19 protein-coding genes are annotated in these 22,733 nt (G+C 61.3%); 13 read left to right on the top strand and 6 right to left on the bottom strand.

Features of this window, described 5'->3' with window-relative positions; all coding sequences use genetic code 11:
• Window positions 1–6: 6 nt before the first annotated feature.
• Complete coding sequence (locus H1204_RS24830; protein WP_180731198.1) at window positions 7–1,329, bottom strand: MFS transporter; 1,323 nt, start codon at window positions 1,327–1,329, stop codon at window positions 7–9.
• Between the two features lie 58 nt (window positions 1,330–1,387).
• Window positions 1,388–2,146, bottom strand: a complete 759-nt coding sequence (locus H1204_RS24825; protein WP_180731197.1) for an SDR family oxidoreductase — start codon at window positions 2,144–2,146, stop codon at window positions 1,388–1,390.
• A 288-nt stretch (window positions 2,147–2,434) separates the two neighbouring features.
• On the opposite strand from H1204_RS24825, the gene H1204_RS24820 reads away from it, so the two are divergent.
• Complete coding sequence (locus H1204_RS24820) at window positions 2,435–3,397, top strand: D-glycerate dehydrogenase (protein ID WP_180731196.1); 963 nt, start codon at window positions 2,435–2,437, stop codon at window positions 3,395–3,397.
• A 98-nt stretch (window positions 3,398–3,495) separates the two neighbouring features.
• On the opposite strand, the gene H1204_RS24815 is transcribed toward H1204_RS24820, so the two are convergent.
• Together H1204_RS24815 and kdgD are read right to left on the bottom strand one after the other, a co-directional pair.
• Entirely contained in the window at window positions 3,496–4,842 is a 1,347-nt protein-coding gene (locus tag H1204_RS24815; protein WP_180731195.1) for an MFS transporter, read from the bottom strand.
• 95 nt (window positions 4,843–4,937) lie between these two features.
• Complete coding sequence (gene kdgD, locus H1204_RS24810) at window positions 4,938–5,855, bottom strand: 5-dehydro-4-deoxyglucarate dehydratase (protein ID WP_131240058.1); 918 nt, start codon at window positions 5,853–5,855, stop codon at window positions 4,938–4,940.
• Between the two features lie 208 nt (window positions 5,856–6,063).
• On the opposite strand from kdgD, the gene garD reads away from it, so the two are divergent.
• Complete coding sequence (garD, locus tag H1204_RS24805) at window positions 6,064–7,650, top strand: galactarate dehydratase (protein WP_180731194.1); 1,587 nt, start codon at window positions 6,064–6,066, stop codon at window positions 7,648–7,650.
• A gap of 299 nt (window positions 7,651–7,949) precedes the next feature.
• Here garD and H1204_RS24800 read toward each other — a convergent pair whose 3' ends face one another.
• Both H1204_RS24800 and H1204_RS24795 read right to left on the bottom strand, forming a co-directional pair.
• The gene (locus tag H1204_RS24800) at window positions 7,950–8,234 is read right to left on the bottom strand and encodes a hypothetical protein (protein ID WP_180731193.1); all 285 of its coding nucleotides are present in this window, start codon (window positions 8,232–8,234) and stop codon (window positions 7,950–7,952) included.
• 395 nt (window positions 8,235–8,629) lie between these two features.
• Entirely contained in the window at window positions 8,630–9,340 is a 711-nt protein-coding gene (locus tag H1204_RS24795; RefSeq protein ID WP_180731192.1) for a hypothetical protein, read from the bottom strand.
• A 337-nt stretch (window positions 9,341–9,677) separates the two neighbouring features.
• On the opposite strand from H1204_RS24795, the gene H1204_RS24790 reads away from it, so the two are divergent.
• From H1204_RS24790 to H1204_RS24740, 11 genes are all read left to right on the top strand, one after another.
• On the top strand, window positions 9,678–10,148 hold the full coding sequence (locus H1204_RS24790) for a ribonuclease (RefSeq protein ID WP_180731191.1): 471 nt from the start codon (window positions 9,678–9,680) through the stop codon (window positions 10,146–10,148).
• 917 nt (window positions 10,149–11,065) lie between these two features.
• Window positions 11,066–11,467, top strand: coding sequence for a hypothetical protein (locus H1204_RS24785; protein WP_180731190.1), 402 nt, complete (start codon window positions 11,066–11,068; stop codon window positions 11,465–11,467).
• A gap of 338 nt (window positions 11,468–11,805) precedes the next feature.
• A complete protein-coding gene (locus tag H1204_RS24780) occupies window positions 11,806–12,864 on the top strand; it encodes a hypothetical protein (RefSeq protein WP_180731189.1) in 1,059 nt (352 codons plus the stop codon).
• 291 nt (window positions 12,865–13,155) lie between these two features.
• On the top strand, window positions 13,156–13,359 hold the full coding sequence (locus tag H1204_RS24775; RefSeq protein ID WP_036000361.1) for a cold-shock protein: 204 nt from the start codon (window positions 13,156–13,158) through the stop codon (window positions 13,357–13,359).
• Between the two features lie 381 nt (window positions 13,360–13,740).
• On the top strand, window positions 13,741–14,679 hold the full coding sequence (locus H1204_RS24770; RefSeq protein WP_180731188.1) for a D-ribose ABC transporter substrate-binding protein: 939 nt from the start codon (window positions 13,741–13,743) through the stop codon (window positions 14,677–14,679).
• A gap of 122 nt (window positions 14,680–14,801) precedes the next feature.
• Window positions 14,802–15,449 carry a DUF2291 domain-containing protein gene (locus H1204_RS24765; RefSeq protein WP_243468662.1) on the top strand — a complete coding sequence of 216 codons (648 nt, stop codon included), beginning with the start codon at window positions 14,802–14,804 and terminating at the stop codon, window positions 15,447–15,449.
• A complete protein-coding gene (locus H1204_RS24760) occupies window positions 15,446–17,002 on the top strand; it encodes a sugar ABC transporter ATP-binding protein (RefSeq protein WP_180731186.1) in 1,557 nt (518 codons plus the stop codon). The genes H1204_RS24765 and H1204_RS24760 overlap by 4 nt, the downstream gene beginning before the upstream one ends.
• A 46-nt stretch (window positions 17,003–17,048) precedes the next feature.
• Complete coding sequence (locus H1204_RS24755; protein ID WP_180731185.1) at window positions 17,049–18,116, top strand: ABC transporter permease; 1,068 nt, start codon at window positions 17,049–17,051, stop codon at window positions 18,114–18,116.
• 3 nt (window positions 18,117–18,119) lie between these two features.
• Window positions 18,120–19,220, top strand: a complete 1,101-nt coding sequence (locus tag H1204_RS24750; RefSeq protein ID WP_180731184.1) for a Gfo/Idh/MocA family oxidoreductase — start codon at window positions 18,120–18,122, stop codon at window positions 19,218–19,220.
• Window positions 19,217–21,169 (top strand): hypothetical protein, encoded by a 1,953-nt coding sequence (locus H1204_RS24745; RefSeq protein WP_180731183.1) that lies wholly within the window; start codon window positions 19,217–19,219, stop codon window positions 21,167–21,169. Before H1204_RS24750 ends, H1204_RS24745 begins: the two co-directional genes overlap by 4 nt.
• Window positions 21,170–21,325: 156 nt before the next feature.
• Window positions 21,326–22,705 carry an MFS transporter gene (locus H1204_RS24740; protein WP_180731182.1) on the top strand — a complete coding sequence of 460 codons (1,380 nt, stop codon included), beginning with the start codon at window positions 21,326–21,328 and terminating at the stop codon, window positions 22,703–22,705.
• The last annotated feature ends 28 nt before the right edge of the window (window positions 22,706–22,733 follow it).

Genomic DNA, 22,733 nt, shown 5'->3' with positions numbered 1-22,733 from the left:
TAGCGTTCAGAGCTCGATACGGGAGAGTTTGCCAAGCAGCAGTGAGTACGAAAGTGTCCCAAGCAGGCAGATCGCACCCATCAGATTGAGGGCCCAATAGAAATGGCCGGTGTGATGGGTGATGTAGCCAATCATGAGTGGCGTCGTGACGCCTGCAATATTGGCGGCAAGACTGGTTATGCTGCTGGTCAGGCCGACGTATTGCCTGGGTGCAATTTCGGAGACGGCTGCCCACGACATCGAGCCAACGCCTTGAGCAAAGAAAGCGATTGTCAGGATTGCAATCACCAGTTCGTTTGACTCGACGAAGTTGACGAATACGATTGTTGCGCCGAGCAGCGTGCCGATGATCAGCGGCGCCTTGCGTGCTGCGGAGATCGATACGCCTCTGCGGATGAAGAAATCCGAAAGCGAGCCCGCTACGAGAATGCCGAGCGTCGCCCCCATGAACGGCAGCGCCTGGAAGATACCCACCTTGATCATCGACATGTGACGCGCTTCGACAAGATAGGTCATGAACCATGTGGTGAAGAAAACCAGCAAGGTGTTGTTGCAGAATTTCCCCAGGCAAATCGCCAGAACCTGCCGGTAGCCAAGCAGCTTGAACGCTATGCGCCAGTTGAATTTCTCGCGCGCCTTTTGCGAGGGTCTCACCTGGCCTTCGTTGATGTACTGGATCTCCGCTGCGTTGACGCTCCGATGCCTTGAAGGATCCCGATACGCACGGAACCACACCAGGCTGAAACAGATGCCGAATGCGCCCGTTGCGAAGAACACCGAACGCCAACCATACGCGCTGGAAATCCAAAGGAGCAGGCCGGTGAAAAGTGGCGTTCCAATGTATTGGCCCATCACATAGACGCTTGTCGCAAACCCTCGCTCCCGGGTGGGGAACCATAGCGTCACGGCGCGGGCGTTGGACGGAAAGGCGGGCGCCTCGAGCGCACCCATTGCGAACCGGGAGCCAAGCAACATGTGATAGCTGTTTGCCAGGCCCTGCGTGAGTGTGGCACATGACCAGCCAACGAGCGACAACGCATACGCAAGGCGCGAGCCGACTATGTCCGTCAATATCCCGCCGGGCAACAGGGCGAAAGAGTAGGCGAGTCCGAAGGCGGCGAACAGTTCGCCCATCTGCATCCTGTCGAGCCCGAGATCCTTCGACAGACTCGGTGCAACGATGCCAAGTGCCGACCTGTCGACATAGTTGAGAATGGTGGCCACGAGCAGCATCGAGAGCACGACGTACCTCACCTTCGATGGCTTTGCCGTTGCCGCATAGGCAGCCTGGTCGGGCACTGACAGCGGTTGTTCCTCTACGACTTTCATCGGTGTCTCCTGAATCAAGGATCTGCCTGTTATTTTTTTGTCTGGCAGGAGAGTATTTTTATCCGCGGCCTACGAAAGGCATGGTGGTTGCCATGATGGTCATGTTCAGCACGTTAGCGTCGAGAGGCAGGCTGGCCATGTGCACGATTGCGTTGGCGACGTGCGTGACGTCCATTCTTGCCTCGGGCGCCATGGTTCCATCGGCTTGCAGGACGCCGCGCGCCATCCGCTCTGTGAGCGAGGTAGCCGCGTTGCCGATGTCGATCTGGCTACAGGCGATGTTGAATGCGCGTCCGTCGAGCGCGAGCGATTTCGTAATACCCGTCACTGCATGTTTGGTCGCGGTATAAGCGATCGTGTTGGGCCGGGGCGAGTGCGCCGATATCGATCCGTTGTTGATGATTCTTCCGCCCTGAGGCGACTGCGTCTTCATGAGACGCCACGCCGCGCGTGCACACAGGAAGACGCCCGTCAGGTTCGTCGCAACGACGTCGTTCCAGAAGTCGAGGCTGTATTCGTCCAGAGGGACCGCGCCTGCATTGCGGCCCGCGTTATTGAAGAGCACGTCCAGACGGCCGAATTCATGCGCAATCCGTGAAAATGCCTGTTCAACGGAAGCCTCGCTGGTCACGTCTGCGCAGAACACACTCGCAGCGCCGCCCGCAATGCGGATGGTCTCGCGAGTCTCAAGCAATGGTTCTTCCCTGCGTCCTATCAGCGCTACGGAAAACCCCGCATTGGCGAGCGCCACGGCGGTAGCGCGACCAATGCCGGACCCAGCGCCCGTCACTGCTGCGAACTTTTTCGATGCAGACATTGCTTCGTCCCCTTCGTTGTTGAATCGATCATGAAAGAGAATTGCACCGGCGCACAGGCGGGAGCAATCTTGATTCGTTCAATCAACATCAAATAGCGCTGCAGGCGGGCATCGAATCAGGGTTTTCCTGATACCGGGATGACGTTGGACACAGCCGCGAACGTGCAAAGGCACGCATCGAAATACTGACGGGCTGCATCGCGTTAAGTTGATTCATCCAATCAACATTGACCTCGCGAGCTTCCGTTTCGTAGTCTGTGTCGGTCTTTCAATCTCAAGGAAATAACCATGCCGGAAACTAACCCGACCCAACTGTTGATTGCGCGACGGGTCCCGCAAGCGGTGGCGGCGCGCGCAGTCTCCGAATTTCGCGCCTATGTGACCGAATCCGATATGGACGCGTGGTCTGTCGTGGACTTTTGCAAGAAGCACGACGTGCGGGCCGTTCTGATCGGCAAGAAGTCCGGATTGCAGGAGGACCACATTGCGGCGCTTCCATCTACGGTCAAGATCATCGCGAACGCGAGCGCGGGGGTCGATCACATGAATGTCTCTTACGCTCGCGAAAAAGGGATCGTCGTGACGAATGCACCGGACGCGCTGACAGAATGCACTGCGGATTTCGCGATGCTTCTTGTGCTCGCGGCCTGCCGCCGTGCATCCGAATATGAAAAGATCATGCGGCGCGGATGGGGCAAATCATTCGGAATGACCGAGATGCTCGGCACGCGGGTCAATGGCAAGACGCTGGGTATTGTCGGGTTCGGGCGGATCGGACGTGCAGTCGCCCGACGCGCGCAGGGCTTTGGCATGCGCGTCGTCTACACGGACATTCAGCGTGCTTCGCTGTCGTCAGAGAATGGCGCGACGTTTTTTCCGAACATCGAGGAGATGCTGCCGCATTGCCAGGTGCTTTCGCTTCACGTGCCGGGTGGCGGTCTTCCGCTGATGACGAAAAAGGAATTCGGTCTCTTGCCGAAGGGAGCGGTTTTCGTGAACGTGGCGCGTGGCGCATTAGTGGACGAGGATGCTCTCTACGATGCGCTGACATCGGGACATCTGTTCAGTGCTGGCCTCGACGTGTACAGGAGCGAGCCCAATGTCGACGCCCGGTTTGCCAGCCTTGAGAATGTGTTCCTTACGCCGCACATGGCGAGCGCGACGGTGGAAACACGCGATCAGATGGGTTTCACCGCATTGGACAACGTCGCAGCCATTCTCGATGGGCGACAGGCATTGAATCCGGTGTGAGCGCGGCGAACACAGTCGAATCTCCTGAAAAGCCCGCGGTCACGCGGGCTTTTTGTCCAACGCCATGCGACGTTCAATAACGTGCTGAATCTGTGCGTCTATGACGGGCTCAATTCGACGCGCTTGATATCCCTGACGATCACGAGATAACTGAAGATGGTTATCAGCGCGTTGATACCCACGAACGCCAGGGCGCCGTTGAACGATCCCGACCGGGCAACCAGATAGCCAATCACGATGGGCGTGACGATGCCCGCCATGTTGCCGAACATGTTGAAGATGGAACCCGAAAGACCGATGGCCTCCTTCGGCGACGTATCGGCGACGACTGCCCATCCCAGTGCGCCCAGCCCTTTGCCGAAGAACGCCAGCGACATCAACGCGACCACCAGCCAGTCCGTGTTGACGTAGTTGCATCCAATGATGCAGGCCGACAGCAGCATGCCGCCGACGATCGGCACCTTCCGGGCGACGGTCAGGGAATGACCGTGTCGAATCATCGCGTCTGACAGAACACCACCGAGCACACCGCCGAGAAAGCCGCAGATTGCAGGCAGCGACGCGACAAGGCCCGCTTGCAGAATGGTCATGCCACGCGCCTGCACGAGGTAGATCGGGAACCAGGTGAGGAAGAAGTAGGTGAGCACGTTGATGCAGAACTGCGCGAGATAGACGCCGAGCAACATCCGGTTGGTGAGCAGCTGCCGCATGACGGACCAGCGTGCGTGGCCAGCACGCGCTTCTGTCGCAGTCTGACGCCCATGGATCAGACCGCCTCCCTGCTCGATATGTTCAAGTTCGGACTGGTTGACGCCGGGATGACTCGCGGGATTCTTCATCACCTTCAGCCACGTCAACGCGAGGAGAAACCCCGCGAGACCCATCACGATATACACGTGGTGCCAGCCGAACGCGTGGGTGAGCCACGCCATCAATGGGGTAAAGATGACGGCCGCAAAATACTGCGCGGAGTTGAAGATCGCCGATGCCGTGCCGCGCTCCTTTGTAGGAAACCAGCTGGCGACGACCTTCGCATTGGCGGGGAAGGCGGGCGCTTCAGCTGCGCCCATCACGAAGCGCAACACGAACAATGCTGTGACGGCCGCCGCGCCGCTGCCGAGCACGCCGATCGTACTTTGCAACAACGTAAAGAGCGACCACAGGAAGATACTCGCCGCGTACACGCGACGCGCGCCGAAACGGTCGAGCAGCCATCCAGCTGGCACCTGCGAGAGCACATAGGCCCAGCTGAACGCCGAAAAGATGTAACCCATCCTGATGGCGTCGAAGCCGAACTCGGCACGCATCGCCGAGCCGGTGACTGACAGCGTCGCACGGTCCGCGTAATTGAAGGTGGTGATCGCGAAGATCAGCAACAGGATGACGTAGCGAACGCGTGTGGGTGTCGCGACGTTCGCCGGATTCGCAGAACGGCTTATCGCCATGATGTCTCCTCTTGAATGCGGTGCGCGAGGCGCCACGGCGACCGGGTCATGTGATAACCGTCGAGTGCTGCCTCACGTGTCTCCCCAGCGAGCGCTTATTGCGCGCCGAGCTTGCGGATCAATGCGTCGAGCTGCGCGTGCTCTTCTTCAGTCAGGTCCGTAAGCGGCGCGCGCACGGGACCCGCATCGCGGCCAACGAGTTTGGCCCCTGCCTTCACGATGCTCACCGCGTAACCCGCACGACGGTTGCGGATGGCCAGATACGGCAGGAAGAATTCGTCGAGCAGCCGGTCGGTGGTGGCGTGATCGTTAGCGGCGATCGCGCGATAGAACTGCATGGCCGTTTTCGGAATGAAGTTGAAGACGGCCGACGAGTACACGGGCACGCCAAGGGCCTTGTACGCTGCGGCGTAGACTTCCGCCGTCGGCAGACCGCCGAGGTAGGAGAAGCGGTCGCCGAGGCGGCGTCGGATCGAAACCATGCTCTCGATGTCGCCCACGCCATCCTTGAAGCCGATCAGGTTCGGGCACTTGTCCGCGAGTTGCGCCAGCGTCTCGGCGTTCAGCCTGGAATTGGCGCGGTTGTAGATGATCACGCCCATGTCCGGAACCGACTTGCATACTTGTTCAGCGTGCAGGGCAATGCCCTCCTGCGACGCTTCAGTGAGGTAGTGCGGCATCAGCAGGATGCCGTTCGCACCTTTGCGCTGTGCCTCCTGCGCAAAGGCAATGGCGGTGCGGGTCGGTCCGCCGGCGCCGGCGAGAATCGGCACCTTGCCCTTGCAGACTTCCGTCGCCGTATGCACGACGTTCGAGTACTCGCTGTGCGTCAGCGAGAAGAATTCGCCCGTGCCGCCCGCGACGAACAATGCCGATGCGCCATAGGGCGCCAGCCATTCGAGGCGCTGCGCGTAAGTGTCGGCGCGGAAATCGCCGTTCGCGTCGAAGTCGGTGACCGGGAAGGAAAGCAGGCCTTCGGAAACAATCTGCTTGAGCTCTTGAGGTGTCGTCATGATCTTGTCTGTCAGGATGTGTTGTTAGACATATTTGTCTTAAACGGTGGAGTGATCGTACAACTGCGAACTGGATGAATCAAACAAAATCGGCATTTTTACGCTATTCCAAGGGTTTACGCGTAGCCAAAAATCTGGGGTTTGTTGTACGATGACAGCTAAAGTTGTTTGACGAAATATTGGCATCAAGCCGTCCGAGTTGAAGGCAATGAAACAGTCTCCGCTATACATTCGCGTGCACCCCGACGACAACGTCGCAATCGTCGTCAATGACGGCGGTCTGGACCGTGGCGCCGTTTTTCCCGACGGCCTGATCTTGTGCGAGCGTGTCCCGCAGGGACACAAGGTCGCGCTTCAGGATCTCGCTGAAGGCGACGCTGTCGTGCGCTACAACGTGGTCATTGGTTACGCGCTCAAGGCGCTTCCCAAGGGCAGTTGGGTGAACGAGCACGTCATCCGGATGCCGACCCCGCCGGCGCTGGACGATCTACCCATCGCGACGATCCAGGCCCCCAGCATGCCGCCGCTAGAGGGCTACACGTTCGAGGGTTATCGCAATGCCGATGGTTCGGTCGGTACGCGCAACATCCTCGCGATCACGACGACCGTGCAGTGCGTTGCCGATGTGGTTCAACACGCAGTGACCCGGATCAAGGCCGAGCTGTTGCCGAAATATCCGAACGTGGATGACGTTGTGAGTCTCGGGCATACGTACGGTTGCGGTGTTGCGATCGATGCACCTGACGCGATGGTGCCCATCCGCACGGTTCGCAACATCAGCCTGAATCCGAACTTCGGCGGCGAGGTCATGATGGTGAGCCTCGGTTGCGAGAAGCTGCAACCCGAGCGCCTCATGCCGCCCGGCACGATTCCGATTTCGACCGTGACGGAAGAGGTCGCGGATATCGGTGATCTTTCGACAGAGTCGAGCAACGGCGACGTCGTCACCTTGCAGGATGAATCGCACATCGGCTTTCAGTCGATGATCGAATCGATCATGAAGATGGCCGAAGGGCATCTGAAGCGGCTCGACAATCGGCGTCGCGAGACATGTCCGGCATCCGATCTCGTGCTCGGCGTCCAGTGCGGAGGCAGCGACGCGTTTTCCGGACTCACAGCCAATCCTGCCGTGGGCTTTGCAACGGACCTGCTGGTTCGCGCGGGCGCCACGGTGATGTTCTCTGAAGTGACGGAAGTACGCGACGGCGTCGGGCAACTCACGGCTCGCGCGGCCAATGCCGATGTCGCGGCAGCCATCATCCGCGAAATGCAGTGGTACGACAGTTACCTTAAGCGCGGCGGCGCGGATCGCAGCGCGAACACGACGCCCGGCAACAAGAAAGGCGGTTTGTCGAATATCGTCGAAAAGGCTATGGGCTCGATCATCAAATCGGGCAATTCGGCGATCTCCGGCGTGCTCTCTCCTGGCGAGAAAGCCACGCAAAAAGGCTTGATCTACGCGGCAACGCCTGCAAGCGATTTCATTTGCGGCACGCTGCAGGTCGCTGCCGGCATCAACCTGCACGTCTTCACCACGGGCCGCGGCACGCCTTATAGCCTCGCGGAAGTGCCGGTGATCAAGGTCGCCACGCGCTCGGACCTGGCACGCCGCTGGTTCGACCTGATGGACATCAACGCGGGCACGATCGCAACGGGCGAAACAACGATCGAAGACGTGGGCTGGGAACTGTTCCACCTGATGCTCGAGATCGCCAGCGGACGGAAGAAGACCTGCGCCGAAGCGCTCAAATTGCACAACGCACTCGTTCTTTTTAATCCCGCGCCGGTGACCTGATCGCAGACGCGACGCTAACGAGATGGATGCGCCGGCAAGGTATCGGCGGTCCTCTCGACGCAATACATCGATTGCCAAACCTCAAACATCAACCAAAAAAATGAAAGGCAAAGTACCCGGTGGGCAAGGGTGCGAATTGGGTCGAAGTGGTGGGCTTCGACGGCTCGAATCAGTAGGTCGATGTCGAAAGGCAATCGAGGACGGCCGCCCTCCGAATTTCTGCTCGACACGGTTTCCTGTGGGCAGATAGCAAGCACGGAGCCGTTCGTGGCGGCTGCGGCAGCAGCACTGATAGCAGGTCAGTGTAGCCGGGCAATCACGCCGCTTGCCCGCCCGGCCTGTGCGGCGAGAATCCCCCGAATCGCTGCGAGCGCCTCCTCCCCGGTCGCAGTCGGCGCCGGGCGATTCGAGGCTGGAAAATCCGGTGGCCGCACGCCGATCTGCCGGCACACCGACGACAGAAACGGCTTGCCGCCCGAACACCGTTTGACGGCGGCGGCAATGGTTGCGTCGCCGACGTGCTTGCGCAGCCATTCAAGCGTCCGACGATCTTTTTCGTTATACACCCTGACCAGATGCTCCATGACGGCTCCAGTGCTGTATGTAAAAACAGTACTGTGAATATATACAGTATTTGGCCAGGTAGCAACCGATCCCGTCGAGAATCGAACGATATAGTCGAAGAAATCGGGCTGGACGACGGCATGACCGCGTTGCAACGACCTGGACTGATCAGGGCAGGGTGATCGAAGGCACCGCGTTGAGCCGGTCCCCAGGCAACGTTGTGCATATCTAACGCCACAACGACAATGGGCCGGGTACACCCCGGCCTGTTACATGGCGATAATCATGAAGGCTTCTTCATCAACCCTTCGTGATTGAACTCGAAAGACTGATCGAAGCACGCGTGGATAAAATCTGCGCCGGAGGCCCGTTTCCGGCTATAGGCAGGTCTCGGGCAGGAGGTCTTGATCGGGCCTTAAGCCTGCACGTCGATCAACACCCCAAGCGGCCTCCACTGGACTCCCTTCGTCTCGTCTGATAATCCGTCGAGTACCGCAGCCAGCGAGACTTTCGCGTTTGCATTCTGCGCGAGCGTCACGACGTGATCCTTTAACGCCTGATTCAATTGTCCGATTGCGGCTGTCATCGGGTCGCCCGGCTGTGTGTCAGTACTCGGGGTGTTTGCGGAATCGTCGAGATCGAAATCCCACTCGTCCGTATCGGCATCGACGTCGCTTGCCACCGTACTGGACATCTTCGCCAGATCGGCAATCTGGGCGCCGAGATCGCGATAGCCATTGACGGCCGAATTAGATGGCTGGATATCCGTCACGACGGAAAGCGCGTCCTTCGACTCTTTGCACGGTATGTTCAGGCCATTGGCCAGGGCAATTGACTGCTGCAGTTCGAGCGCCTGATAGAGCGCCGCGATCAGTGATGCACTCGACGCACTCACGCGCCTGGGTAACGACAAGGCGTCGGAGTGGTCGTCGACGCTGTCGCTGATGGTCAAGCCCGTCGACGCATCGATGCCGAGCCGCGTCAACGTGCGCTTGAGTGCTGCCATCAGTACATCGTTACTGCGGTCGGACGTGCTGGCCGTCGACGATGCATCCTTTGATGGAGGAGGCTCGGGCGGTGGCGGTGTGGTGACTGACGTGTTCGTGTTGATCGGATCAGGCGACATGGGGCTGATGCTTCCTTTGTTCAACGCTTGGAGAGACAGTCGAAAATCGAATGTACGGTAGCGGCGTGCAATCGGGTTATCGGGACCCTCGCGTGAGACTTGATGTTTTGTAATTGCGCGAAAGGAAGGCAGCCGTGCTTGTAATCGAGTTAATCGGCCCGAGCGTCACGCGATCTGCTTGATTGGCCTGCTGCTCGAACGCCGTGAAGCGCGCATCAGCCTGGATGCCGGGTAAAAGCGCCTATTTCCGGCCGGACATTGCTTCACTCCGCCATTAGCGATACCCTTAAATCGTTCGTGAACGTCGAATGTCACTCAACCCGGAGACAATCATTTCGTGAAGCGAGCGTGGGCTTTCTCCTGCATCCTCGCCGTGAACGCGATCTTGAGCGGATGCGGCAAGGACGGATCCGGAAATAGTACTCAGGACGCGGGCGCTTCCGCGAGTCAGGCGGCGAGTCAGCCTGGCCAGGCCGCGAGCGGCACAACGGCTGCATCGGGCGCGCAGGCGCCGAGCGCGCCTGCCGTCGTCACCAAGGCGCAGTTGCCGGCGGAAGCAGCCGAAACACTGCGCCTGATCAAAGCGGGCGGCCCTTTCCCTTTTGGCGAGGACGGTGTGTTGTTCCGCAACAGCGCGGGATTGCTGCCGCAGCATCCGCGCGGCTATTACCACGCATACACAGTTCGCACGCCTGGCATGACGGATCGCGGGCAACGCCGCGTCGTATGTGGTGGACCGCGCAAGCAGACTAACGACTGCTACTACACCGACGATTACTACGCCAGTTTCAAACGCATTGCAGGATAAATGAGCCAATTAATAACGCCCCGAGTCTCCTATAAGGCGGACTCTGGGGCGTTGTGCTTTTGAAGACCGTGTCGCGACGGCATGATCAGTGGCAGGGGGAACGGAGACACGACCCGTCACAGACCAGCGCAATAATTGCCACGCATCTTCCGTGAACGCCGATACGCGCCCTTTGCGGGACTGCACTGATTTCCGCCTTACGAGGCTCGTCATCGACGGGCCTCTGCCGAGGCCGTCGAGTACGCCGCACATGTCACTGCGGGGAGCTAGTGCCCGTGCGCTTTCCGCAATTCAGTGGCCGTTCCCAGTCGTTGGCTGGTGGGCGCGACGTGAAAGCCTGCGGCGACGACAAAGAGGATTCCAGCCACTGGCCAGACATAGATGGCAGCGGCGGCGCCAAGCCAACATGCTTCTTGAGGCGGGTAGGCGTGGAGCGCCCAGAAAAAGCAGGCAACTGGCAACATCAGTAGGAACAGAGCCGACCGATTAAGAAAAGCTCCGACTACCGCTTTCTTTTGTGTCTCAGATTGCATGCCTGTCTCCATGAGGAATGGCACTGAGACATAGCGTCGCACAGCAGTCGGTTCGCGAATACTTGGTGAAATCCCTACCGTATGCCAATCCACCAGGCTGCCTGCCAGCTAGCTACGCAACAACACACCAACCGTTTCACGCGCAACGGTTCTGCGGATTGGCGACAAAATCGCGGCTTCGTTGTGGTTGATTTGCGCCACGATGATACGGAGTCCGTATGGATGGCAAGAGAACGGAGCGTCGCACTGGAGCACTCGTTCGGGACACAACCTGAACGGGGCGTAGATCTGATCGCGAGGTATTATTCCAGCGTGGATACGCTGCTCTTTGGATTCTGATTCCCTCGGGCGCGCGGTCCGTGCATCCATGACGGGGAGCGCATCATGTCAAGTGAATGGAAACGCCGGATGCGCCTGTTTGCCCAGCGTTTCTGGCAGCCCACCAGCGCATGCATGACCTGCATGCCGGGGAGTTGGGGCAACATCTTGAGCCTTGTGCACTGGACGATTGCGCTCCAGACGGGACTGCTCACCGGGGTCCTCGCGGTACTGTTGACGTTCACGCCAGCGGCGAAACTCTACTCGCATCGATTTGGCAATGCGCTGATCGTCGGCTGTCTGACGGCCTTAGGCGACGCTTTCTCGCATACCAGTCACTACCGTGTTCCTTTTGTCGAGCACATTGCGACGGGCGTCGTTTCCGGTCTGCTCGCGCTGGCCGCTTCATATCTCCTTGAAGACAGGGCGCGGCGAATCCGGGCGGCCTGGGTACGGGTTTTCGGATAGTTCTCGCTGACTGTCAGAGCCGTCTTGAACGCTCCGATAGAGGGAGCCTGTTGTTCAGGTGGGGAGGCCGCGAGCGGCCCAATTTGAGCCGCACAGACAGGCATTCCAGCTAATCATTGCCGGGCCTGGAACGCGCCTCACGCGTTAAAAAACCGGCCATCCATCTGCGGCATAGGGCCGTAACCCGTTCACACATTGGACCACCCGTTCGATATCAGCGGGTGTTCCTCGCATCGCCCGCCAAAACACAGGTTCCAACTGGCGGAAGCGCCTTGGGTCTCCGGCCGGCGCCTATGCTTGATTGGCGCATTCGCACACTATGACCAAGGAGGCGTGTCATGAAACCTGCGCTATGTGTCGTCGTCGCCAGTATGGTTTTCGGGGTCCACCTGGCGCACGCCGCCTGCGCCCACGACGCCGTTTTTCTCACGCTCGGTGATCAGATTCGCGGTTACTCCGCGCGCGCTAACGGAGCGGCCGAGCCCTGCCAGGTGCTGCAGGGGCCGCTCACTACCCTGATGTCGGCCGGCGCGACGGCGATCGACAAAAAGGAATCCTTTCACATTGCGCAGTTTGGCGCGAGCACGGTCGACATCTTTCCGCGCAAGGCGGAGGGCAATCAGGCACCCGATCGCTCATTCAGGTTGACGAGCACAAATGACCTGCCCGGCGTTGCGGTGGATTCCCGCCTCAACGACTTCGTCTTGAGCGTTCGCCCATCGACGGCGGGCGTAATGGTCCTTCCCGTCCACAGTTCCGGGGATATACCCAATCCGCTTCGCATTACCGATCCGAACATCACCCACTACCAGAGCATCGCGATCGACAGCGACGACAATCTGCTGATCGCGGGTTATGACATACAGGGGACGGCGATCATCGACACGTTTGGCACGAGCCGAAGCGTGACCGCGCCACCGCTTCTGCGCAGCCTCACAGGTCCCAAAACCGGCCTGTTTCCGGGCCGCGATGTTTTTTTCTCACAGATCGCCACGTCGATCGCGGTCGATCCTCGTACGGACGAATTATTCGTCTACAACACGACTGCGGACGCGACCCAGACCCAGGTGAGCGTTTTCGCCGCCAAGGCGAATGGCAACGTGCGGCCGATACGGACAATCAGCGGTCCAGCCACGGGAATCATCGGCGAAACCCTGGCTCTGCCGGGTAACAGGATCGCCGTCTCACCGGATGGACGGCTCTTCGTCGCCGAGCCGAACCTGCGCATCCTCGCGTTCGCGCCGGGCGCCAGGGGCAATGTGGCGCCGTCTCAAGTCATCGAGGACTCCACGCCCGGTCCTGCCGGCTCCGGAGGGATCGCCTTCCGGGCGGGACGAGGCGGGAAACAGGATGAAAACGGATGTTGGACGAAAACTGACGAATGCGGCGAAAAATAATCGGGTCAAACTGGTACCGCCCGCGTCGAACGGTGGTTCGATTTCCAGTTCATACCGGGGGGCGAGAGCGCAGATATCGCGCCGATGCGCACGGAGTGGACGGCCTCGGGACGGGAGCCGATGACGGTGTATGCGTTTCAGATTGCACGCCGTCAGCAGGTTTCCAGCTGTGCCAGCGTGCCCCAAGCAAAAATGCTGATTGTGAGGAACCACGACTCCATGTTAAAAAGTGCATCGCACGGCTGGCGGAGCGCCACCGACGCGCAATATTAATTTTGGGAATCTTGCAAAATGGCAACAGGTACGGTGAAGTGGTTCAACGATGCAAAGGGTTTTGGTTTCATTACGCCGGATGGCGGCGGTGAAGACCTGTTCGCACATTTTTCGGAAATCCAGTCGAGCGGCTTCAAATCGCTCCAGGAAAACCAGAAAGTGACGTTTGAAGTGAAGCAGGGCCCGAAGGGCAAGCAGGCTGCGAACATCCAGCCGCAGTAACGCGTTTCCAGTATTAGAAAAGTGACCCTTCGGGGTCATTTTTTTTGCTCCCAACGAAACCGGTTCCGACCTCGGAGTCCGGCCAAAGAAGCGATTCGGCTCATCTTCCGCAAGCCAATTGCGTCCCCTTTACGGCCCGCCAACGCGCTGAACACGCGTGACAGCGGAGGCTCGACGGCCGAAGCCTGTTCCATCTGACCTCACCAGAACATTGCTCCGTACCAGGCGAAAACCCTGGCTCGATTCTCCTTGTCGACCGCAATTCGACTGGTATGATGACATCATGACGGCACAAGTGATGAGTAGACTGTAACGACACATTCCGACCGTCGACTGGTTTCAGGCAGTGCACAGGCGTTTAACCAGAATGGAGACAAGACGATGAAAGCATCGAAGCGGTGGCTCGCGCTCGCGTTGGCTACCTTGGCGGTCGTTGGCGCGAGCAGCAGCGCGCAGGCGGCGAATCTGATCGCCATCATTACTCCCTCACACGACAACCCGTTCTTCAAGGCCGAAGCCGACACCGCGAACGCCCGCGCGAAGGCGCTCGGCTACGACACCATCGTCCTCGTCCACGACGACGACGCGAACAAGCAATCCAATCTCGTCGATACCGCCATTGCGCGCGGCGCGAAGGCGATCATTCTCGACAACGCGGGCTCCGAGGCATCGATTGCCGCCGTCAAGAAGGCCAAGACGGCAGGCATTCCGTCATTCCTGATCGACCGCGAAATCAACGCGACGGGCATCGCCGTGTCGCAGATCGTGTCGAACAACTATCAGGGTGCGCAGCTCGGCGGCCGCGCGTTCGTCAAGGCGCTCGGCGAGAAGGGCAACTATGTCGAGCTGGTGGGGCGCGAGGCGGACATCAATGCCGGCATCCGCTCGAAGGGCTATCACGACGTGATCGACCAGTTTTCGAACATGAAGATGGTCGAGCGTCAGTCGGCCAACTGGAGCCAGACGGAAGCCTATCGCGTGATGGAAACGATCCTGCAGAGCCACCCGGACATCAAGGGCGTGATTGCGGGCAACGACACCATGGCGATGGGCGCATCGGCTGCGCTGAAGGCGGCGAAGCGCTCCGACGTGATCGTCGTCGGCTTTGACGGCAGCAACGACGTGCGCGACGCGATCATGCGCAACGACATTCGCGCGACCGTGCTGCAGCCCGCCGCGCAGGCCGCGACGGAAGCCGTCGATCAGGCCGACAAGTACATGAAGACGGGTGCCACCGGCAAGCCGGAGAAGCAGTTGATCAACTGCTCGCTCATCACGAAGACGAACGCCGGCAAGCTCGACATGTTCGCGCTGCGCTGAGTCAACGTTCGACTCGACGGGGATGCCACGCGCATCCCCGCGCTTTGTCACCGATTCGCATCATCACCGGTCACATCAGTTTTCTCATCCGGCGTACCGTGAGGTCATCCATGAGAGGTTGCATGTACGCGGCGATCGTCGTCATCGCCGCGAGCGGGGCGTTGCAAGGCTGCAAGCTGGTCAGGCACGATGCACAGACGTCGAAAAATTCTCGCGACGCCTACGCGTCGGCAGGCTACGATCCGAACGCGATGGTCGCGTCGATGTGGAGCACGAAAATCGTGCCCGACGTCGAAAAGCGCGCGACCGACTACGCGACGTTGCGCGACGCGATCAAGGCAGACCCCGACGCGGCGGGCAAGAAATACGGCTATCGCGGCAAGGACGACGGCGCGCCGTGGAATTTCCCGACGAAGCTGCACGGCACGATCGTCGAGGTCGACACGCAATCGAGCCAGGGCACCGTGGGTGTCGATATCGACGGCGACGGCAAGGCCGACGTGATCGTCGATATCGGCCCGACCGTGCTCGGCACGACGCTGCGCGACACGCTCGATTTCATCTCGTTCACGAGCTTTCGCAATCAGATCGAATACGCGCAGTTCGGCACCGCGCTGAACAGCTACGCGGCCACGCATGTGATGAAGCCCTTTCCACGCGATGCGCTCAAAGGCAAGCCGATCACCGTGACGGGCGCGTTCTCGTATGACTCCTCGGCCGATCAGCCCGAGATCGTACCGCTTGCGCTCGCGCTGGGAGGCAAGCCATGAGCGAGGCCGGCGCAGTGGACGACGTGATTCTTCATGTAGAAGGCGTGACGAAGGTCTATCCCGGCACGGTGGCGTTGAAAGAGGTCAACTTCGCGGTGCGGCGCGCGGCGGTGAACGTGCTGGTCGGCGAGAACGGCGCGGGCAAGTCCACGTTGATGAAGATCATCGCCGGCGCGGAGCAGCCCAGCACCGGGCGCCTGCTGCTGGACGGCAAACCGGTCGAGTTGACGAGCAGCGCGGACGCCTTGCGGCACGGCATCGGCATCGTGTTTCAGGAACTGAATCTGTTCCCGAACCTGACGATTGCCGAGAACGTGTTCATCGCGCACGAGATCACGCGCGCGGGTATCGACATCGATGCCGACGCGCAGCGGCGCAAGGTGCGTGAACTGCTCAAGCGGCTCGAACTGGACGTGAGCCCCGATACGCTCGTCGAAGATCTGCGTATCGGCCAGCAGCAACTGGTCGAGATTGCGAAGGCGCTCGCGCACGACGCGCGCGTGCTGATTCTCGACGAGCCGACTTCGGCGTTGAGCGCGGCTGAAGTGGATGTGCTGTTTCAGGTGATTGCGGACCTGAAGGCGCATGGCGTCGCCATCGTCTATATTTCGCACCGGCTCGAAGAGCTGATCCGTATCGGCGACTACATCACCGTGTTGCGCGACGGCCGCATCACCGGCAATCAGCCGATGGCGCAAGTGGACGTGCCGTGGATCGTGCGTCAGATGGTCGGCCGCGACACGAAAGATTTCTCGCGCCCGATCGGACACGCGCGCGGCGCGCAAGTGCTGACGGTGCGCGACGTGTCGCTGCCGCGCAAAGGCAGCGGCTTGCTGGTCGATCACGTGTCGCTGTCGCTGCATGCGGGCGAGATCGTCGGCATATACGGGCTGATGGGCGCCGGGCGCTCGGAGCTGTTCGAATGCATTCTCGGCTGTCATCCGCATGCGACGGGCGAGATCGTGCTGGACGGTAAGCCGCTTGCGGGCAAGCCGATCGCGCGCCGCGTCGCGCAAGGTCTTGCGTTGATTCCCGAGGACCGCAAGGCCGATGCGCTGCTGCCGATTCTCTCGATCGGCGAGAACATGACGCTCTCCTGCCTCGCGGAGTTCGCGCGTGTTTTCCATATCAGCACGCAGCGCGAGCAGCGCTCGATCACGCAATACATTCGCGATCTCGCGATCAAGGTCGCCGACTGGCGGCTGCCCGTCAGTTCGCTGTCGGGCGGCAACCAGCAGAAGGTGATCATCGCGCGTGCCTTGATGACCGCGCCGAAAGTGCTGCTGATGGACGAACCGAGCCGTGGCATCGACGTCGGCGCGAAGGCCGACATCTTCAAGGTGATGCGCGATCTCGCCGTGAAGGGACTCGGCATTCTGTTCGTGACGTCGGATCTCGAAGAAGTAATGGCGCTATCTGACCGCATTCTGGTGATGTCGAACGGTCGCGTGACCGCCGAATTCGACGCATCCGAAGCGACGCAGGACGCACTCGTCGCGGCGTCCGCGATCGGACACCGCACGGCCTCAACCGACCAACGCGCAGCGGCATGACGCGGCGTGTCTCAAAGCAGATCCAGCAACACCCTGGAGATTATTCATGACGATGGCTATCAAGGGCGAAGCACCGGGCGCGAGCATCGGCGAAGCACCGCTACTGCTGCTGCTCAAGCTGCGCACGTTCATCGCGCTGTTTGCCGTGGCGATCTTTTTCTCGTTCGCGGCGCATAACTTTCTGAGCATCGAAAACCTGCTGATCATGTCGCGGCACGTCGCGCTGAATGCGTTCCTCGCGATTGGCATGACGTTCGTGATCGTCGCGGGCGGCATCGATCTGTCCGTCGGCTCGATCGTCGGGTTGTCCGGCATGGTCGCGGGCGGGCTGATCCTGCACGGCATTCCACTCGGCGACGAGTACACGCTGTATCTGAGCGTGCCGGAAACGATCGTGGTTGCGCTGCTGGCGGGCGTTGCCGTCGGCGCGGTCAACGGGCTGCTGATCACGCGCCTGAACGTCGCGCCGTTCATCGCGACGCTCGGTACGTTGTATATCGCGCGGGGCGCGGCGTTGCTGTCGTCGGGCGGCGAGACGTTTCCTAACCTCACGGGCAATCCCGATTACGGCACGACGGGTTTCCCCGTGCTTGGCAGCGCGACGATACTCGGCATTCCGTTGACGATCTGGCTGCTAATCGTAGTCGGTGCGATTGCCGCGTATATCGCTGGCCGCACGCCGCTCGGGCGGCAGATCTATGCCATCGGCAGCAACGAGCGCGCGGCGCAACTGTCCGGTGTGCGCGTGAACCGCGTGAAGATGTTCGTCTACATGTTCTCGGGGCTGTGCGCGGCGATTGTCGGGCTGATCATCTCGTCGGAACTCGTCGCGTCGCATCCGATGAGCGGCGAAACCTTCGAGTTGAACGCGATCGCGGCGGCCGTGCTCGGCGGCACGTCGATGTCGGGCGGGCGCGGCAAGATCGGCGGGACCATCATCGGCGCGTTCGTGATCGGCATTCTGTCCGATGGCCTCGTGATGATGGGCGTCAGCGCGTTCTGGCAGACGGTCATCAAGGGCGTCGTGATCGTGGCCGCCGTCGTGGTCGATCAGATCCAGCGCCGCGTGCAGCAACGCTTCGCGTTGCAGAAGCAGGCCGCGACGGGAGCGTGAGCGATGAGTGAATCGACGCTTCGTGGGCGCGAACCATTCCATGGCGCCTTGATCGGTTGCGGGTTCTTCGCGCGCAATCATTTGCATGCGTGGCGCGATGTCTCCGGCGCAAACATCGTCGCGCTGTGCGATGCAGACGAAGCGCGCCTGGATGCCGCCGGTGGCGAGTTCGGCATTGACCGTCTCTACACCGATGCCGCTGCAATGCTGCGCGAAGAACGGCTGGATTTCGTCGATATCGCGACGACGGTCGCGAGCCATCGCGCGCTGGTCGAACTGGCGGCCGCCTCGGGCGTCGCGACAATTTGCCAGAAGCCGTTCGCCCGCTCGCTCGACGACGCTTACGCGATGGTCGCCGCATGCAACGAAGCGAACGTGCCGCTGATGGTGCACGAGAACTTCCGCTGGCAAAGCGCGATTCAGGCTGTCGGCGCGGCGTTGCAGGCGGGCGCGATCGGCAGGCCATTCTGGGGCCGCGTGTCGTTTCGTTCGGTATTCGACGTGTTCAGCGGCCAGCCTTATCTGGCAGAAGGCGAGCGCTTCATCGTCGAAGACCTGGGCATTCATGTGCTCGACATCGCGCGCTTTCTGTTCGGCGACGCGATGCGCGTGACAGCCAGCCTGTCGCGCGTCAATCCCGCGATCAAGGGCGAAGACGTCGCGACGATCATGCTGTGTCATGAAAGCGGTGTGAACAGCATCGTCGACTGCAGCTATGCGACGCGGCTGCCGCACGAACTGTTTCCGCAGACGCTGATCGAGGTCGACGGCTCGGGCGGCACGTTGCGGCTCATGGCGGATTACCAGTTGCAGATTCACACCGCTGCGGGCACCGAATTGCGCGACGCGACGCCGCCCGCGCTGTCGTGGTCCAGCGCGCCGTGGGAAGCGATTCAAGGCAGCGTGTTGAACATCCAGTCGCACTGGATCGATTGCCTGCGCAGCGGGCGCGAGCCGGCGACGAGCGGTCGCGACAATCTGCAGACGCTCGCGCTCGTCGAAGCGACGTATCTGTCCGCGCGCGAAGGGCGCAGCGTGGATCTGCGCGAGCTGGAGCGAGCCTCGTCGCGCAGGGATGCCGGGCTTCGGCCGGTTGCGCGATGAGCGACAATCTCGCGCAAATCTGCTACGGCACGAGTCAGCCTGTCGATCAGGCGCGGCGTCTGCAAGCGGGGCCGTGGTCCGCGCTGCTGATCGACGGCGCGCTGCACGACATCCGCCATCGCGACGTCGAAGTGATCCGCGCGGTTGCGTTCCTGGTGCGTGACAAGGATTGGGGAACCTGTCGCCCCACGCTGAGCGGCATCGAGATCGACCAGACCGGGAATGGATTTCGCGTGGCATACCGCGCGCAATGCACGAATCCCGATGGACATGCGTTGAGCTACGCGTTGTCGATCGATTGCGTGGGACGCGATGCGCTGGCGTTCAGCGCGGCTGTGACTGCACATGATGCTTTTCTCACGGCACGCTGCGGCTTCTGCGTGCTGCATCCGCTCGACGGCGTGGCAGGCGCCCCGGCACGCGTCGAGCACGGTGACGGCACGCGCGAAAGCGCGGCGTTTCCTGCGCTGATCGATCCATGGCAGCCGTTCAAGGACATTCGCTCGATCGAACATGACATGCCGTGTGGCCTCACCGTACGCTGTTCGTTCACGGGCGATGTGTTCGAAATGGAAGACCAGCGCAACTGGTCGGATGCGTCGTTCAAGACCTATTCGCGGCCGCTGGAATTGCCGTGGCCTTTCACGCTCGACGCAGGCGCGACGATGACGCAGACGGTGACGCTCGATGTCGAAGAGCAGGCATTGGCTCGGCCTGACCGGCACGTTTCGACGCAACCGCACGTTCAGACGCTCACACTCGATCTGAACGAACGCGCGGACGAACGGATGCCCGCGCTCGGCATTGCAATCGCTGCCGACGAAGTCGACGCCGCGCTCGATCATCTGGCGTTGCTGGCGGAACTTTCGCCACATCAACTGACGCTGAGCTTCGATCCGACGGCAGGCCACGGCTTGCATGAGCTTGAACGCTTCGCGACGTTGCAGCGCGAAAGCGGTATTCGCTGCGTGCTCGAATACGCGCTGCCCGGCGTCGATGCGCCGCGCGCGGAACTCGATTCGCTTGCCTCGCTGATCGCGTTGTCCGGCATCGAACTGACGGGGATCGTCGTCAGTCCGTCGGTGCATCGGCAGTCGAATCCGCCCGGCAGCGTCAGCCCGCCGTGTCCCGCGCTCGACGAGGTGTATCGGGAAGCGCGCCGCGCGTTTCCGGGCTTGCGCATCGGCGGCGGCATGCTCAGCTATTTCACCGAACTCAATCGCAAGCGTCCGCCGCTCGAACACGTCGACTGGACGACGCACGCGACCTGTCCGATCGTCCACGCCGCCGACGATCGCAGCGTCATGCAGACGCTCGAAGCCATACCGCACATCACACGCTCATGTCGCGCGCTGATCGGCGCGCAGCCGTATGCGATCGGTCCCGTGTCGATCGGGATGCGTCAGAACCCGTACGGGTCGCGCGTGATGCCGAATCCGCACGGCGAGCGCATCGCGATGGCCGCCTGCGATCCACGCCAGCGCGCGCTGTTCGGGGGCGCGTGGCTGGCCGGTTACGCAGCCGCGCTCGCGGGCGGGCGCGTCGACACGCTGACGCTTGGCGCGTTGACGGGCGCACGCGGACTCGCCGACGTAAGCAACGGCGTGCGCCGCTATCCGATGTTCGATGTGGCGAAGGCGCTGGCTGGCATGGCGGGCGCGACGCGGCTCACATGCGCGGGCGTGAATCCGCGCGAGATCGCATGCGTGGCGGCGCGCGACGCGCAGGGGCAAGTGCATCTCATCGTCGCCAATCTGACCGGTTCGACACGCGCTGCGCGGCTCGATCTGCGTGGCATCACATCGGGCGGGCTGCGCGCGGTGATGATCGACGAAGCGTCGCTGCGGAGCAAAGTTGGCATGTCGCGCGCGGCGTCGTTCAGGCTGCGTCCGTTTGCCTGTCTGATCGCGACGACGGTAACGAGCGACGCCGCCGCCGCGCGCCCATAACGAAGGCGCGCCGGCGCGCCAATGAACTGCTGAAAGGTGTTGGTAGTAAACCCAGTGCCGCTTTTTTAATCTTAATGGTCTACTCATCACACCAGCACAGCACATGAGTGATCTGTGCAATAGCGCAGAGCCGCGAGACCCATCGGAGGAGACGCAATGCAAACTGCCCCGCACGCCGAACAGGCAAGCCCGAGCCAACTTGAGCGCTCGACCATCCGCAAGGTTTCGCTGCGCCTCGTGCCGTTCGTCGCGCTGATGTTTTTCATCAACTTCCTCGACCGCACGGCGATCTCGTTCGCTGGACCGAACGGCATGACGAAGGATCTGGGGCTGGACGCCGCCCAGTTCGGTTTCGCGGCGGGTGTGTTCTTCATCGGCTACATCTTTCTCGAAGTGCCGAGCAACCTCGCGTTGCACAAGTTCGGCGCGCGCCGCTGGCTCGCGCGGATCATGGTGACGTGGGGCATCGTCGCGCTGTTGTTCACGTGGGTGAGCAGCGTGCCGGGGCTGTATGGATTGCGCTTTCTGCTGGGCGTAGCGGAAGCGGGCTTCTTTCCCGGTGCGATCCTGTTCCTGAGCATGTGGGTGCCGCAGCGCCATCGCAGCCATATCCTCGCGCTGTTCTATCTGGCGCAGCCGCTGACGATCGTGATCGGCGCGCCGTTCGCCGCGCTGCTGATCGAAGCGCATGGCCTGTTCGGCCTGGCCGGCTGGCGCGTGATGTTCCTCGGCGTTGCGATTCCTGCGATCGTCGTCGGCATCGTCGCGTGGTTCTATCTGAGCGACCGGCCGTCGCAGGCGCGCTGGCTCACTGCCAGCGAGCAGGCGTGGCTCACCGCGGAACTCGAAGCCGAGCAGCGCCAGCGCGCAACCGGTTCGTCGCAGCATCGCCACCACGCAGGCGCCGCATTGACGAGCGGCCGCGTCTGGCTGTTCTCGCTGATGTACTTCGGCCTGATCTACGGTCTCTATGCGCTCGCGTTTTTCCTGCCGACCATCATCGGCGGCTTCCAGACGCAGTTCGGCTCGCAGTTCAACGTGTTCCAGAAGGGGCTGATCACAGCGATTCCCTATCTGCCTGCCGCGATCGTGCTGTTCCTCTGGAGCCGCAATGCGACGAAACACGGCGTGCGTGCATGGCACATCGGCATTCCGGCGCTGGTCGGCGCGCTCAGCATTCCGCTTGCCCTTTTCATGAAGTCGCCGTCGACGGCCATCGCCGTCATCACGATCACCGCCTGCGCGATCTTCTCGGCGCTGCCGAACTTCTGGGCATTGCCCGCGCGCTTCCTGTCGGGTGCGGCGGCTGCCGCAGGCATCGCGCTGATCAACACGGTCGGCAATCTGGCGGGCTTCGTCGCGCCGTACGTGACGGGCGCGCTGAAGGACGCGACGGGCTCGTATCACGCGCCGATGTTCGTGGTCGGCGCCTTCATGCTGATGAGTGCCGTGCTTGCCTTCGCGTTCTGCGGCGAGCGCCGCCCGCGCCCGCAGGACGAACACGCAGCCGTCGCGCTGGACCCGCGCGCGGGCTGATCAACCGAAATTCATGAACATGACGCAC

Source organism: Paraburkholderia sp. PGU19 (genome assembly GCF_013426915.1).
Lineage (GTDB): Bacteria > Pseudomonadota > Gammaproteobacteria > Burkholderiales > Burkholderiaceae > Paraburkholderia.
The sequence above is the reverse complement of the archived record's forward strand: the minus strand, read 5'-3'. Positions and strand labels throughout refer to the sequence as shown.